Below are 15244 nucleotides of genomic sequence, written 5' to 3'. Positions count from 1 at the left end.
GAGGATGCGGTCATCTTTGAAAGATTTGCAGCGTAGTGCGAATATGACTCGTTCCTTAATCTTTTTGCAAGCTGCCAGTCCAGTACCGCTGTTTCATTAGATATTATATCCGCGCTGTTTTGCCTTTGATTGTACGGTCTTGCATTTCGGAAATGACATAGGGCCCTTTACCGTTCAATATTTCAATATAGGTGACATTTTCCTGAATCGTGATAATCCCGATATCTTCGGCTGAGACATCTTTGATACTCGTCAACGTCCCGACGAAATCAAAAGCGCGCAGTTTTTTCTTCTTGCCACCGTTGAAATAAATCTTAGTGATGTCTTTATTCAGCTCTTTATTACGGGCGATTTTTGGTGCCACACGTGCCTGTATTTTCTTTTCAAATGCGGCCTTCGCACGGGTGACCGATCGTTCGTTAGGGGCAAACACTTCCGTAAGCTCCTGGCTGTCTTCGAAGGCATAGTCACGCACTTCCTCCCAGCGTCTCTGGTCACTGCTACTTACCATAGTCAAGGCCAGTCCCGTTTTGCCTGCTCGACCCGTTCGCCCTGTCCGATGCGTATAGCTCTCTTTTTCAAAAGGAACATCATAATTGATGACGTGTGTCACATTGTCAATATCGATCCCACGAGCAGCCACATCGGTAGCCACCAGATAACGGAGTTGCCCGGAGCGGAATTCATCCATCACATCCAAGCGATCGTCCTGATCCATACCGCCGTGTAACTTATCAATCGGTAGACCTGCTTTATTCAAATAAGTTTCAACTGCGTCCACCGTGTCTTTAGTATTACAAAAAATGATGCAGGCATCTGGATTCTCAATAGTCAATAAATCTAACAGCAATTTTTCCTTGGATGCTTCTTCCACGTTGATATAAGAGTGTAAGATATTAGGCGTGTTTTCCGCAGATGCTTCCATTTTGACAAAAGCACGGTCTGGACTCATGTAAAAACTGGCTAATTGCTCTATTTTTGGTGGCATAGTGGCAGAAAACAGCATCGTTTGACGTTCATTGGGTAAGTAATCAATAATGTCTTCTACCTGATCAATGAATCCCATGTTGAGCATCTCATCCGCTTCATCTAAAACCAGGCTGCTGATTTTATCCACGACTAATGTGCCTTCTTTTAAATGTTCCAGTATCCGACCCGGAGTACCGACAACAATGTGACTTTTTTGTTTCAGTTCAGATTTTTGTGTTTTAAAGGAGGACTTCCCGAATACCGCCGTAACCTTTATCCGCTTCAACCGGCCGATATTCATGATGTCGTCCTTCACTTGTAAGGCTAACTCCCGAGTGGGAACTAAAATCAAAGCTTGAGGTTTGTTTTCTTCCCAGTCTGCTTGTTCACAAAGTGGAATGCCAAAAGCCACAGTCTTGCCACTGCCCGTCTGGGACTCGACGATGATGTCCTGTTTCTCTAATGCCAATGGAATGACTGCTTCCTGTACCGCTGTCGGATTGAAGTAACGCAAACTCGTTAGTGCTTTTACTATTTCGGGACTGATCCCAAATGTTTCAAATGATTGCTTATTCATATTCTCCTGCTTTCTTTTTCTTTGTTGAATTATTATAATAGATTTCAAACGATTTACTGTTTTTCTGAAAATGAGCAGAATCTTCGTGTTGATTCTTCCGCGGTCTAGAGTATACCATTCTCATTCGTATCAATAAACGCTTTTATCGCTTCTAAAATTTATTGTGCCATTTCTCTAGTGTAACAGAATCTTTACCCTTATTCCTCCTTATAAACATAACGTCTTTCGACAATTTTAAGCAAAAAATAGGCAGTAAACCTGTTAATCTAAGGTTTCTGCCTATGCTTATTTCTTTATGCTACTGTCCATAGCTCACAATCCGTCAGGAACGCCTTCAAACCGCCATTCCCTTCGAAAAATGATATCATCATTTATGATACGGTTCTGCGTACCATGTGTTTTTTCTCATTAACTTCATTCACTGTCTATACATATATTTAGTTGGAATCTTTATCCTTAATTAAGTGCTTTTCCATCTTTGCCATCTGTTTATCATGAAATGACCCAAAAACAACAGTAGCTATGCTTGCACCAATCAATGCCCACAGCATATCCCAATGGCTATCAAAATAGTCTCCTTGTGTTCCCATAATTAAATCAACAGGTACAGCCAAAATTTTGACAAGGGCAAACTCACTCAGCTCATAGGCTGCGCTTAAACCAAGACAGGACAGGATCACGATCAACCACAGAACCTTTCCCTTTTTTACATAACCACCGCGAACGAAAAATTCTTTGAGCAAAAAGGCCGGTACAAAACCTTGGGCAAAATGTCCCACACGGTCGAAATGATTGCGTTGCCACTCAAACTGCTCTTGAAAATAATTGAATAAGGGGTTATTGGAATATGTATAGTGAGCACCGTATAGCAATAACAAGACATGTAAAAATACCATCACATAGGCGAATGTACTAAAACGAAAACGATGGTAACTAGCAACGAGTAAAAGCACGAGTAGGACCGCTGGCGTCATTTGACCAAACCAGGCCAAGCGGTCAATGGGATTGATAGCCGAAAAAACATAGGCAACGGCGACTAACGCCAATAGAATGAGGTGTAACATTTCAGGGTTTTTTTCATAATTTGCCATGTCTTTTGCTCCTCTTTATTCCACGATTTTATTGTCCCTTTAAATTATAATTACCATAATTTTCATCATCGATTATGATAGGTTCTCCGTATCGTTTGTCGCTGCGTTTTATCATATCAGTAGTTATGATACGGGTCCCTCAACTCCTTTAGTAAGCTTTGCTTCCTTCGTTAATTCATTTAGTCTTTCAACTATTTCTTTGTCGAATGTAATTTTGTCAATGAATGCTTCTATTAACAGATTAAACTCTGTGTTTTTTCCTATTGATCTATTAGAAGCAATATAGAAGATAACATGGAGTGAAAAAAATGCCTATATGACCTATTCATGCTAGAATAAAGATAAGAAATTATTGGAGGATGATATTATGAACCAAGAACTCGTTGAGATTTGCCTGCGCGTCAGAGATATTGATGCTACTTTAGACTTTTATACTAATTTATTCGATTTTGAAGTTGCCAGCCACAGAAAATTCCCTGAAAATAAGTTTGATTTAGTTTATCTGAATTCTCCCGGCTCTTCTGTACAAATTGAACTCACTTACAATTACGATGCCGAGCCATATACTATCGGAGATGGCTTCAGTCATTTAGGTGTGACTGTCAGTGACTTAGAAAAAATGCATGAAGTATGTAAATCTTCTGCTTATGAAACAGGTGAGTTAAGAGGACTTTCAGGCGGCACACCTAGCTATTTCTTTGTGACGGACCCTGATGGCTATCGCATTGAAGTCAAGCGCAAAAAATAATTATTCGAACATCTTAAATGTAAGCATCTTGGTTGTTGCCAATATGCTTACATTTTTTTGATTCCTTCTTATCATTATCCGCATTTAATTGTTTATCCCAAAATCAAATCGTTTTTCAAGCCATTTAGGAAATATATATTCAACAGGTTTATTCCTACCATATCACCCTCAAAATCCCTTGTTAATTCATTGCTCTCTAAAGCCTCATCTACTTATGATACGGTCCTCCATGTTATATCTAAGTGAGGTTCCCACTATAATTGATATAATTCTAATTTTTTTAATAAGTTACTTTTCACAGGTTTTCCTGTACTACTTTTATCTTGTACTAAAAGATTTTGAAAACTTTTTGGATAAAGTGAATGAACCTAGGATGAATGAGCTGACAGCATTTGAATCTACTGTTATTTCCTTGTTTATATAGGCTGTATAATTTTTGGTGTGGATGAATAAATTTATATGTCCAATAATATTTGTATCCGAACTGCACTCGATTTAAAAGATAAAAATATCTTTTTTGATGAAAACTTTTGTGAGGAGAAACGAATCAAAGGGTTCAGATAAAAAGTTTTCCATGCTACTTTAACGTACAAACCTACTCACTGTGAGTGTTGTGGGATGAAGAATCAGTCCTACTCTATTGTAAAGAATGGGTATTTAACCTCTAGGGTTAAATGGGTCAGCTCGACTCATTATGCAACTTCTATTCGATCAAAGCAGGAGCCGGGACAATTAAACTGTCCCAGCTCCTGCTTTGTTTACGAATGATTATCTAACAAGCTCTGTTATCCTTTGAACATGGCATCTTCTATTTTAACGGGGATCCAAGTACCAGTTGCTTTAGCAATCAGTTTCCCAGTTTCTTTGTCTGTTACGGAACATTCAACGATGATCAATTTTTTTCCTGGTTTGATTACCTCAGCTGTGGCAATGACCTCAGCTGCAACAGCTGGCCGCAGAAAATGCATCGTCAATTCGGAAGTCACGACTTGATAATTTTCGGGTACCATCGTAACGGCAGCTGCTCCCCCTGCCGAATCCGCCAATGACGTAATGACTCCTCCATGGAAATAGCCTAGATGTTGCGTCAACCAATCCTCTTTCTTCAAAGAGAGGACAGCTTTGCCTGATTCGATCTTCTCCAATTTTCCACCAAGCGCAGTTAAAAAGGATTGCTTTTCATTTTTTCGTTTTTCATAAAATTGATTCATAGAAACACCCTATCTTTAGCTTTTTATTTTTTCCATTGTTTGCTGATTTTTTTCAAATGAAAATCAGGTGTTTCACCCATATTTTTCACCGATTCGGAAACACTTTTGAAATTTCTTAACACATGATCAGGTGCAAGTGTGGCGGACCCAAAAATACCGAGAATGCCATTAATGATTTCATGAGACACTTCCATTGCTTTAAACTTTAATTGAGTCACTTGAATCGTCGAAGGTTGAGTCTGGAAATTGATAACTGAAAAGTATTGTTCAGTGACTTCTAATTCGATTTTGTGTTGAGCAAATTGCTGTTGGATATATGGTGCATCCATATACCGTTGCCCGAAGCGATTTATTTCTAACGCATGATCGAGCCCTTGTTCAAAGACGCTACGGGTAATCCCCAATAATTGTGCAGCTAGCAAGAGATTCCACAAGTCAAGAACTTGATTGAACACCTCATGATTATTTTGTAGACTACCCAAAAATTGATCTTCCTTTACAGCTAGGTTTTCGATCGTCAGACTGGCTGTGCGTAAGGAACTTGCACTTTTTTTGTTTTCACTATAGTGGACTGTAATACCTGGTGTGTTTTTTTCTAATAAAAAAAGACCAAATTGATTTGTTTCTTGTGATGGGAGCTCGATTTTCCCCAGCAATAGGAAAAGATCAGATTCTTGGGTGCAAGCAATGTCTTCTTTTCCTCCATTAATCACCCAACCATTTCCTTCTTTACGCGCAACCGTTTGCATTTTTCTCAGTTCAAAGCCGGCTTCCAGTTCTTTGCTCGCAAATGTTGCAAATAAATTTTCTTCTACTAATTTATCTAAGTACTTTTCTTTTTGTTTTTCGGTGGCGGAGAATTTTAAAGCCAAGATCCCAAACAAAATTTTACTTAAAAAATAATACGATAAAGAAGGAAAGTATTGCGAAAGCGTGTAGATAAATTCGCACAATGCCGGGATATTTTGTTCGCTTATCTTTTTTTCGGCAATTTCTTTGTATAACCCTTTTTCTTTAAAATAAAGTTCCCATTTTTTAAAATCCTCATAAGTATATGGGCGATTGATCGTGTCTTTCCTTATTTCCTGCCCCAAATCTCCTTGAAGAGCTTGCGTGAATGATTCAATGACATCCATATTCCTCACTCCTCTCCTAATTTGGGAATTCCTTGGTAAAAGAATCGTAGACAAACTTTTCGATACTGCTGTATTTCTTTTTTGCCGGAAAACACAAGACAGTCGTATAGTTGATGGGATCAGTGAAGTGTTTTTCAACCACTCCTATGTTGTCTAAGTAATTGTAATACTTTTTAAAATTGGCTGAGGGCAGTAAAGCAATCAGATTGGTACGCGTTGTGGATTCGACCATGTAATCCCAAGAATCGGACGTGATCAACACTTTTGTCTGAGACTTCATTTTTTTCAGTTTATCCATCACTAGCGTATGAGTTGCAAAGCCTTTATTAAATGTTGCTACGTACTGGTTGTCTAACATTCTCCAATTCAATTTTTCTTCTTTGGTCAATGGATGATTGGGGTGCATAAAAGCTGTCACTTCAGTCAATGCCAATATGTGTTTTTCAAATTTGTCTTTATGCAATTTTTTCGGATCATCCAACACAGCTGCATGAATGCGATTCTCGTTCAGCATGATTACTAATTCTTCATTGTTGGCCTCGATGATGTCGATCTTGATCCCTGGATTTTTCATCATAAAGGTCGGAATAAACTTGGTAAAAAACAGCCGCAGAATAATTGTTGAGATCCCTACTCTGATCGTTCCTTGTTGGATTTGCGCTTCTTGCTCCAACATTTCATGCAGGTTTTCATGTTTGTCAACTATTTCTAAAGCCTGCTGATACACCTTCTCCCCACTCGGTGTCAGACCGGTCAAACGACCATTCTTGCGATGAAAAAGTTTCAAATTCTCCTCTTTTTCAAAATTGATAATGAACTGGCTTAGTGCCGATTGGGTCACATGGATATTTTGTGCTGCCATCGTCAGATTTAAATTAGCATCGACTATGGCAATGAAATAATTAAGTTGTCCTATGTCTAACTTCATGTTTTTCTCCTCACAAAAATTCAGCTAAAAGTAAGTACACTAGTTACTTATACAACTCAATTATACATCAAATCAAATACTCCCACATTAATAATTCCTAATTAATGTGGGAGTAAAGCTTTCAAATTCTTTTCTATACAAATTTTATCTTAAATATTCAAAAACGCCTGCTGCTCCCATACCCATTCCGATACACATGGTGACCATACCGTATTTAGTTTCAGGACGCTTCGCCATTTCTCCCAACAGTTTGGCTGTCAAGATGGCTCCAGTTGCTCCTAATGGATGACCTAAAGCGATGGCTCCTCCGTTGACATTCACGATGTCACGGTTCATGCCTAGTTCATTCATAGAAGCGATAGCTTGTGCCGCAAATGCTTCATTGAATTCGATCAAGTCCATGTCATCTAGTTTCAATCCAGCCAATTTCAGTGCTTTAGGAACGGCATATACTGGTCCGATACCCATAAATTTAGGATCGACACCTGCCACGTTAAAGGAGACGAAACGAGCAATCGGTTTGATCCCTAATTCTTTCACCTTGTCACCAGACATCAGGATAACAAATCCAGCTCCATCACTAACTTGAGAAGAAGTCCCAGCCGTTACGCTGCCGTCTGCTTTAAAGACGGTACGCAATTTCCCTAGAACATCTAGCGTTGTATTCGGACGGATCCCTTCATCTTGATCAAACATTTCTGTTGTAACTTCCACTTCGTCACCTGTCGTTTTTACACGATGGATCTCTACTGGAACGATTTCATCTTTAAAGCGGCCTTCTGTTTGGGCCTTATGGGCTTTTTGGTGACTTTCAACACCAAATTGATCTTGCTCTTTTCTTGAGACATTGTATTTTTCAGCCACATTTTCTGCCGTCATTCCCATTGGAACAGCGATTTTCGGCCCATTTTCTTGTAAGTATGGACTATTTGTCGGTTCGCTTCCACCCATTTGAGTAGAACTCATAAATTCGATACCACCTGCTGCCAGTACTTCTGCTTGACCTGCTATAATAGCGTTAGCGGCAGTAGCAATCGTTTGAAGTCCTGAAGAACAGAAACGGTTAACCGTTTGTCCACCCACTGTTTCAGGAAGTCCGCTTCTAAGAGCGATAGCACGTGCAATATTGTTTCCTTGGAGACCTTCCGGAGTTGAACACCCCACAATAACATCTTCAATCAGAGAAGGGTCGAAATCGCCTTCTACTCTGTTAATAACGCCTTTTAAAACTTGAGCAGCGATGTCTTCCGGTCTATCATAAAAATAGGCTCCATCTTTCTTTCCTTTCGCTACAGCCGACCTTCCATATGCTACGATATAAGCTTCTTGCATCATATACAAATCCTTTCTATTTAACGCGGAGAAAGCCAGATTTGGTTTTCTTCGCAGTATCTTATTAATTTCTCAATGGTCTCTTTTTCTCTAACATGTGTACAATGCGTTCATACGTTTTTTCATTCTTGCTCAATTTAACAAAATTATCTTCTGAGATTTTTTGGAGCCATTTTTGATTGACTTTCGTGCCCAGAGGAACATTTCCGCCTGCCAATACATCGGCAATAGCACTGGTAACGACACCATCATATTTGGAAGCAAAGTGTCCATCGATCATTGAGTCAACTTGAGCTGCTGCGATTGCTTTGAAGTTGGTTCCAAGTACTTCGTATTCGACTAAGTTATTTGGAATGTAATTATAGGCAGCTTTCAATCGCAAGGTTTGCAATGCTGCTTCAAATACAAGTTCTTCATTTTGAATGATCATATCTGTTTCTTTCAAGAATCCGATTTTTTGTGCTTCATAAGCACTCATCGTCACGTGACCTGTTGAGACTTTCGTTAAAATATCTCCTAATTGACGGATCTTATCTGCTCTTGATACATCTTGACGATACACACGGTCAGCTAGTTCAGCCAGGCCGCCTCCTCCAGGGATCAATCCAACACCCGCTTCTACTAGACCAATATACGTTTCAGCCGCAGCTACTACGTAAGGTGAAGCCATCACTAATTCTGCACCACCACCGAGCGCTCTACCTTTCGCAGCTGTCACGATCGGTTTAGAAGCAAACTTCATACGTCTGACGGCTTCATGGAACAATTCTGATCCTTTTCGTGTTTCTGTGTCGACTAGTTCTTGATCGATGGCCATCTTCATGTAGTAAAGATTTGCACCTACACTGAAGTTCGGTCCATCTGAGTAAAGCAGTAATCCTTTATAATCTTCTTTTTCTAGTACATCAACTGCTTTGACGATATCCGCTTCAAATCCAATAGTGATGGTATTATTTGGCGTTCTCATCGCTAGCATCAAGAAATCATCTTGAGTCGCAAACAATTCTGAATCTTCATTTTTCCAAACTTGTTTGTGTGCGAAATCTTCTGGTTTGGATGCTGGACTAATGCTTTGGCTTTCTTGATAGAATGGTTCGTTACGCTCCTTGATCCATTCAGGCAGTTCGCCCAATTCTTTTTCCATTCTTGCTTTAACTTTATCTAAGCCTATCATGTCCCATAGTTGGAATGGTCCAACAGCCCAGTTGTAACCCCAAACCATGGCCCGATCTATATTGATGTACTCATTTGTTGCTTTAGGTACATTGATAGCTGAGTAATACATTAGATTACGCAGCGTTTCCCATAAGAAAATGCCCACTTCATCTTCAGATTCAAAAATAGTCGTTAAGTTTTTCGTTAAATCACGACTAAATTCTTTTAAAATAGCCAATTCGACCGGTTTAGGTTCAACATAAGTTTCAGTTTTTACATCAAATACTAAGCGTTTTCTGCCGTCTTTTTTGTAAAATCCTTGCTTCGTTTTGTCTCCCAGATTGCCCAAATCAACCATTTTCTCAACCAGTTTTGGCATTTTAAAATACTCAGTTTCTTCCGGATTGGACATCATCGTTTTTGTCACAAAGTAGCCAATATCGATTCCCACCATATCCAGTAATCTGAATGTACCTGTCTTAGGTCGTCCAATGATTTGACCGGTAATCGCATCAACTTCAGTGATCGATAAGCCAAGTTGTTCTGCACGGTATGCAGTATCGGAAGCTGAATAAGTTCCGATTCGATTCGCAACGAACCCGCTGACATCATTAGCATCTACCGCACCTTTGCCTAATACCGTTGAAACAAATGTTCTCAAATTCTCAGTCACAACTGGATCAGTTGTTTCATGAGGAATAATTTCCACCAGTTTCATGTAACGTGGCGGATTAAAGAAATGCACACCTACAAATCTTGCTTTTGCTTCTTTCGGAAGGGGTTTAGCAATAGCACCGATCGGAATACTGGAAGTATTGGTAGCAAGAATAGCATCTTGCTTCGCAATAGCAGCCACCTTTTGCCACAAATCGTGTTTGATCGCTAGTTTTTCAGTGACGGCTTCAATAAAGATATCGGAATCGTTGCCTTCTTTTAAATCGTCTTCAAAGTTGCCATACGTCAAATTTTTATTCCAATCGGCATTATACAGCATGCTTTTTTTGGGGTGTGTAATTCTGTCGTATGCACCTTTACTCAGTTTATTTTTATCCTCTTTATCTAAAACGATATCTAATAGTTTTACTTTTAGACCTGCATTGACCAACAAGGCAGCAATTTGAGCTCCCATTGTTCCTGCGCCTAATACTGTTGCTTTTTTTATATTCATTTCTATACCTCCAAAACTTAAGTTAGTGACATTGATATTATTTTTTTGATGTAGCCTGCTTTAATTGCTTGTTCTCTCAGTTCCTCTCTGAAAGCTGGATCTGCGATCGAAATCATTTCTTCGACACGATCTTCAATACTTCTGTTGAACATATCAGCGATCCCATGCTCAGTCACAAGGTACTGAACATCAGCCCGTGGAACCGTTACCGGAGTTGCTTCAGGGAAGGAGAACACAACGTTAGAAGTCACTTCGCCTGTTTTTTCGTTTTTATTTGTAGAAGGTAAGCAGATAAAACTTTGACCGCCTTTAGATTTTGTTGCTCCGCGTACAAAGTCATTAGCGCCTCCAACAGAACTGATAAATCGTGTACCTGATCCTTCTGAGACCACTTGTCCAGTCAAATCAGCCATCAAACAGCCATTAACGGAAACAAAGTTATCGATTTGAGCAATTCGCGATGGATCATTTACAATGTGCAATGGCTCGATACTGATTTGGCCATTCTTACCACTGAAGTCGTACAATTTGCGTGTGCCCATTGCGAAACCGCCTCGTATCGGTCCAGAAATCACACCTTTTTCAGTCAAGTACACCATCGATTCTGTGATCATTTCGGTATGCACAGATAAATCTTTTTTACTCTCTAGTCCATAACTTACAGCATTTGCCAAACCGCCGAACCCGATTTGGATAGTAGAACCATCTCTAACATGAGGAACGATCCACTCAGCAATTTTTTTATCGATATTGCTGGAAGGCGTTTCTGGAACTTCAAGCAGCTGCTCATCCTGTTCAATAATCACATCCACATCATCGATATGAATTTTATTGTGGGTCCCGTTTACCTCTGGAACATTTTTGTTGACTTGAACGATGACTTTTCCGGCTACCTTACTGCCGACCTCTCCGATAGTAACGCCCATAGGTCCGAAGTTGAAGTATCCATCTGCATCCATTTCAGAAACCGTCGAAACAAATGTTGTCGGTTTTATCCGTTGTTCGATCAACAGATCCAAATTAGAAAAGTTGACGGGATCGATTGAAAATGTTCCGTATGAAATCACTTGGCGTTCTAGTGGTCCCATGAAGAAAGAATGGAATCTGATTCTCTCTGCAACTTCCGGATTAGTGAAAAAATCAAAGGGATGGATAACAAATGCCGAATATAATTTGACGTTTTCGTACTCTTCGTACCGTTTAGTTATAGCAGTGATCAATGAGATCGGCATAGCAGCAACTGGGTTAGACAAAATCACCTCATTACTTTGAATTTGCGAAGCAGCTTCAGTCAGGCTTTTTAATTTGATTTGATATTGCTCTTTAAAAGTCATCCTTACACCTTCCAATCTATTTTATGTTGTTTCGACTAAACGAAAGCAGATATACCAGTTAATTTACGTCCAATGATCAACGCGTTCATTTCATGAGTACCTTCATAAGAATAAATAGCTTCTGCATCACAGAAGAATCGTGCTACATTTCTTTCAAGCGTAATACCGTTTCCACCACATACTTCACGTCCAAGTGCAGCTGTTTCTCTTAAGCGTAAAGAGTTGTTCATCTTAGCAAGAGAAGCATTGATCTCACTGAATTCTCCTCTTTCTTGTAATTCAGCTAAGCGAGCACTTAAAGCTAATGCATTGACCGCATTTGCTTGCATTCTTGCTAATTTTTCTTGAACCAGTTGGAAACTTGCGATTGGTTTGCCAAATTGAACCCGATTTGTTGTATATTCAAGTGCTGCCTCTAAAGATCCTGCCATCATTCCTGCTCCAGCATAAGCTACTCCAGCACGTGTTGCGTACAATACTTTCGCGACATCCTTGAATCCATTGATATTTTGTAGACGATTGCTTTCAGACACTTCCACATTGTCCAAATGAATGTTTCCATTTTGAACGATCCTTAAAGCGATCTTGTCATCGATATCATCTACACTTAACCCTTTTTGTCCTTTTTCTACGATGAAACATTTTACTTTGTTGTCTTCCAAATCTCTCGCATATACTGGAATCAAATCAGCTGAACTAGCTCCACCGATCCAACGTTTTTCACCATTTATGATCCATTTGTCTCCTTCACGACGTGCAGTAGTTGATAATCCTGCAGCTGTATCAGATCCATGTTCAGGTTCAGTTAAGGCAAAACACGTTTGTAATTCAAAGTTTTGTAGTTTAGGCAACCATCTCATTTGTTGTTCTGGGCTGCCGCCTAATAAGAAGGAGAAGTAGCCAAGTCCTGCATGTACTCCAAAGAATGTTGCAATCGAAGCATCGAACTTGTATAAATCATATGCCAAGAATAAAAAGTAAGTATTTCGCCATGTAAATTGGTTCGGTTGATTTTCAAACAATACAGGATCACTTATTAGTCCTGTTTTTGCTACATGTTTGAATTCTTCAAACGGAAATTCTCCTCTTTTCCAGTAATCATTGATGACTGGTTTCAGATGTTCTTCTACTGCTTTACGTACACGTTGCAATACAACAATTTCTCCATCAGTTAAATTTTCTGAGAATTTCAAAATATCCTCTGGGTACATTTCCTTCAATACTTGTTCTCTATTTTCCAATTTTGATACTTGTTCGCTTTTTTCCATTTCTAATACTTGTTCGCTATTTTTCATTCCCGACACTCCTTATTATTTATTGTATAAGCGCTTACATTCTTATTATAGAAGCCATCCTCCTATTCTTCTAATTACAATTTGTAATACCGAACATTACCTTTTTTAATGAGTCCTTAAAAAAGCACTCCTATCAAGTCTTTGAGCAATCTGCTTAATGAAATTTGATCAAATGATTTGTTGAAAAATGCACAAAATTTTGCAAAAAAAAAAAAAGCGTCCAAAGATTCTGGATCATCCTTTAACGATTGGATGATCCTCTCCTTTGACGCTCAACATTTTTTTTTAGTGGTTTATTGTTACAACCGGTAGCTCATTCAAAAGCCGACTGATTTCTCTCTTGTCGATTTTACCCACCGAATTCACTGGAAATACATCTAAAAAGATGTAGTGCTTAGGTGTTTTATACCCAGCTAAGTTATCATAAGCGTGTTGCTCTAAAGCTGTTATATTTGATCGGTCGCCATCATACATAAGTGCCGCTCCAACAGATTGTCCATATTTTGGGTGTTCATAGCCGACAACTACAGAGCTTTTAACATGAGGATTATCATTCAAGACTTGCTCCACTTCAGATGGGAAAACATTTTCGCCACCAGTGATGATCATTTCTTTTTTTCGATCAACGATATAGAAAAGCCCGTTTTCGTCCTTCTTAGCCAAGTCGCCTGTCCTGACATACGCGCCCAAAAAGGCTTTTTTTGTTTCTTCTGGATTGTTCCAATATCCGTCAAACGTATGCTGTCCTGCCAGCAGCAATTCGCCTACTTGCCCCTGCCCAACTTCTTTATCATTCTCGTCCACTATTTTTGCATCAACAAAGAAGCTCGGATAGCCGATACTGAATGGATGTTGCAAAGCGATTTCGCCCGTTAATTTAAAATTATTGGGACCTGCTTCTGTCAATCCGTATGAATTGATCAATGGAATATTTTCTTTCACAAAATAATTTACCACCTCTTTGAGCGGCGGGGATCCTCCAGCCACGAATGTATGCACACTCTCTAAGTTATCTCCGCTAAAGTTTTCCGCACTGATCAACCCATAATACATAGTTGGCACCATGAAAAGCATCGTAGGTTTATATTGTTTGATCATTTCATTCGTATGGGCTCCGTCGAAAAAGCGATCGATGATGACTTTTCCGCCAATCAGCAATAATGGGATAACAATACCGGAAAGACCTGCTATATGAAACATCGGAGCACTGGCAATCGTGACATCATCATGCGTAATGTTCCAGCTCATGATCGTATTCATAGAGTTGTTAACCAAACCGTTATGCGTAATGATGGCACCTTTTGGGTCGCCAGTCGTTCCGGTAGTATAGATCAGCATGACAGGTGCATCCAACTCTAAAGATTCCGATTGAAATTCCACATGATTTGGATCTTCACATATCTCATTGTACTCTTCACCATCGACATCCAGTGACAGCAACGAAGCATCTACAAAAGACAGACGTTCGCTGATTTGACTGGAATGCAAAATGAGTTTGGGTTCTGCGTTTTCGATGACTCTTTTTATTTCAATTGGTTTCAGTCGCCAATTCAACGGAATAAAAATGGCTCCTAACTTTATACTTGCAAGTAAAAGATCAAAGTAACTAAGATCATTTGGCGCATAGAGTGCGACTCTATCTCCTTTTACCACGCCTTTTTGCTTAAGGTAATGGGCTAAGTTCTCAGCGCGAAAATTGATTTCTTTGTAAGTCCACTCTATTCTTTTTAACGGATCAACCAAAGCTATTCTATCAGGTGTCAACAAAGAACGTACTTTTATCCAGTCTAAATTCACTTCTATCCCTCCACAAAACATACAATTTTGTGTAAGCGCTTGTATACGTGTTTATCATAACAGTATTTTTTTAATTTGTCTAAAAGTATTTATTTTTTATCGTTATCTTTAGTGTTGCCAGATCAAGTAGATCAATTTCTTGAAATTTTCGGAGAAATAGGAGTTGCTTGTAGCCGTGTAAAGAATTCAATGCGAATTAAGGGGCGTTAACGCTTCAGCGATTACGCTCCGGTTGAGGCTTGAATGCCGGAAGAAATTTCTTTTTGAAACACCAACACCATTTACTAAAAAAACTGGGTTTATAATTTTTAGTTAGGACAATTGCCCCAATACCTTCACTAAATAAATTTTTATGGCTGTATAATTTTTGGTGTGGATGAAGAACTACGCCTACTCTATTGTAAAGTATGGGTATTTAACCTCTTTATGGCGTTCAAGAGAATTAAGATTCTAAGCAGTTTCTACGAAGATTATAAATTAAATTCTTATCATCATTTATGATA

The 15244-nt window shown here is 39.2% G+C and carries 11 protein-coding genes; 1 reads left to right on the top strand and 10 read right to left on the bottom strand.

Annotated features, from left to right (window positions below; all coding sequences use genetic code 11):
- Positions 1-103 precede the first annotated feature (103 nt).
- Entirely contained in the window at positions 104-1546 is a 1443-nt protein-coding gene (locus tag R6U02_RS03970) for a DEAD/DEAH box helicase (RefSeq protein ID WP_410262341.1), read from the bottom strand.
- A gap of 437 nt (positions 1547-1983) precedes the next feature.
- The gene (locus R6U02_RS03965; RefSeq protein WP_410262340.1) at positions 1984-2637 is read right to left on the bottom strand and encodes a DUF2238 domain-containing protein; all 654 of its coding nucleotides are present in this window, start codon (positions 2635-2637) and stop codon (positions 1984-1986) included.
- A gap of 367 nt (positions 2638-3004) precedes the next feature.
- Here R6U02_RS03965 and R6U02_RS03960 point away from each other — a divergent pair, with 367 nt between their 5' ends.
- Complete coding sequence (locus R6U02_RS03960; RefSeq protein WP_410262339.1) at positions 3005-3385, top strand: VOC family protein; 381 nt, start codon at positions 3005-3007, stop codon at positions 3383-3385.
- 785 nt (positions 3386-4170) lie between these two features.
- Here R6U02_RS03960 and R6U02_RS03955 read toward each other — a convergent pair.
- The 8 genes from R6U02_RS03955 to R6U02_RS03920 all read right to left on the bottom strand — a co-directional run bounded on the left by R6U02_RS03955 (position 4171) and on the right by R6U02_RS03920 (position 14741).
- Entirely contained in the window at positions 4171-4596 is a 426-nt protein-coding gene (locus tag R6U02_RS03955; protein WP_410262338.1) for a PaaI family thioesterase, read from the bottom strand.
- Positions 4597-4619: 23 nt separating this feature from the next.
- Positions 4620-5732 carry an acyl-CoA dehydrogenase family protein gene (locus R6U02_RS03950; protein WP_410262337.1) on the bottom strand — a complete coding sequence of 371 codons (1113 nt, stop codon included), beginning with the start codon at positions 5730-5732 and terminating at the stop codon, positions 4620-4622.
- A gap of 16 nt (positions 5733-5748) precedes the next feature.
- Positions 5749-6660 carry a LysR substrate-binding domain-containing protein gene (locus R6U02_RS03945; protein ID WP_410262336.1) on the bottom strand — a complete coding sequence of 304 codons (912 nt, stop codon included), beginning with the start codon at positions 6658-6660 and terminating at the stop codon, positions 5749-5751.
- Positions 6661-6804: 144 nt separating this feature from the next.
- The gene (locus R6U02_RS03940; RefSeq protein WP_410262343.1) at positions 6805-7992 is read right to left on the bottom strand and encodes a thiolase family protein; all 1188 of its coding nucleotides are present in this window, start codon (positions 7990-7992) and stop codon (positions 6805-6807) included.
- A 64-nt stretch (positions 7993-8056) separates the two neighbouring features.
- Positions 8057-10315 carry a 3-hydroxyacyl-CoA dehydrogenase NAD-binding domain-containing protein gene (locus R6U02_RS03935; protein WP_410262335.1) on the bottom strand — a complete coding sequence of 753 codons (2259 nt, stop codon included), beginning with the start codon at positions 10313-10315 and terminating at the stop codon, positions 8057-8059.
- Positions 10316-10332: 17 nt separating this feature from the next.
- On the bottom strand, positions 10333-11649 hold the full coding sequence (locus R6U02_RS03930) for an acetyl-CoA hydrolase/transferase family protein (RefSeq protein WP_410262334.1): 1317 nt from the start codon (positions 11647-11649) through the stop codon (positions 10333-10335).
- A gap of 35 nt (positions 11650-11684) precedes the next feature.
- Positions 11685-12890: an acyl-CoA dehydrogenase family protein gene (locus R6U02_RS03925; RefSeq protein ID WP_410262342.1), complete on the bottom strand. Its 1206-nt coding sequence runs from the start codon at positions 12888-12890 to the stop codon at positions 11685-11687.
- Between the two features lie 339 nt (positions 12891-13229).
- Complete coding sequence (locus R6U02_RS03920) at positions 13230-14741, bottom strand: class I adenylate-forming enzyme family protein (RefSeq protein ID WP_410262333.1); 1512 nt, start codon at positions 14739-14741, stop codon at positions 13230-13232.
- Positions 14742-15244: the final 503 nt, after the last annotated feature.

The organism is Alkalibacterium sp. (assembly GCF_046484155.1).
In the GTDB taxonomy this organism is placed as follows: Bacteria; Bacillota; Bacilli; order Lactobacillales; family Carnobacteriaceae_A; genus Alkalibacterium.
The sequence above is the reverse complement of the archived record's forward strand: the minus strand, read 5'-3'. Positions and strand labels throughout refer to the sequence as shown.

What these genes read in the sequence shown, in the direction of transcription:
- R6U02_RS03970 (WP_410262341.1), bottom strand. Translation starts at nt 1,546, where the DNA reads ATGAATAAGCAATCATTTGAAACATTTGGGATCAGTCCCGAAATAGTA.
- R6U02_RS03965 (WP_410262340.1), bottom strand. Translation starts at nt 2,637, where the DNA reads ATGGCAAATTATGAAAAAAACCCTGAAATGTTACACCTCATTCTATTG.
- R6U02_RS03960 (WP_410262339.1), top strand. Translation starts at nt 3,005, where the DNA reads ATGAACCAAGAACTCGTTGAGATTTGCCTGCGCGTCAGAGATATTGAT.
- R6U02_RS03955 (WP_410262338.1), bottom strand. Translation starts at nt 4,596, where the DNA reads ATGAATCAATTTTATGAAAAACGAAAAAATGAAAAGCAATCCTTTTTA.
- R6U02_RS03950 (WP_410262337.1), bottom strand. Translation starts at nt 5,732, where the DNA reads ATGGATGTCATTGAATCATTCACGCAAGCTCTTCAAGGAGATTTGGGG.
- R6U02_RS03945 (WP_410262336.1), bottom strand. Translation starts at nt 6,660, where the DNA reads ATGAAGTTAGACATAGGACAACTTAATTATTTCATTGCCATAGTCGAT.
- R6U02_RS03940 (WP_410262343.1), bottom strand. Translation starts at nt 7,992, where the DNA reads ATGCAAGAAGCTTATATCGTAGCATATGGAAGGTCGGCTGTAGCGAAA.
- R6U02_RS03935 (WP_410262335.1), bottom strand. Translation starts at nt 10,315, where the DNA reads ATGAATATAAAAAAAGCAACAGTATTAGGCGCAGGAACAATGGGAGCT.
- R6U02_RS03930 (WP_410262334.1), bottom strand. Translation starts at nt 11,649, where the DNA reads ATGACTTTTAAAGAGCAATATCAAATCAAATTAAAAAGCCTGACTGAA.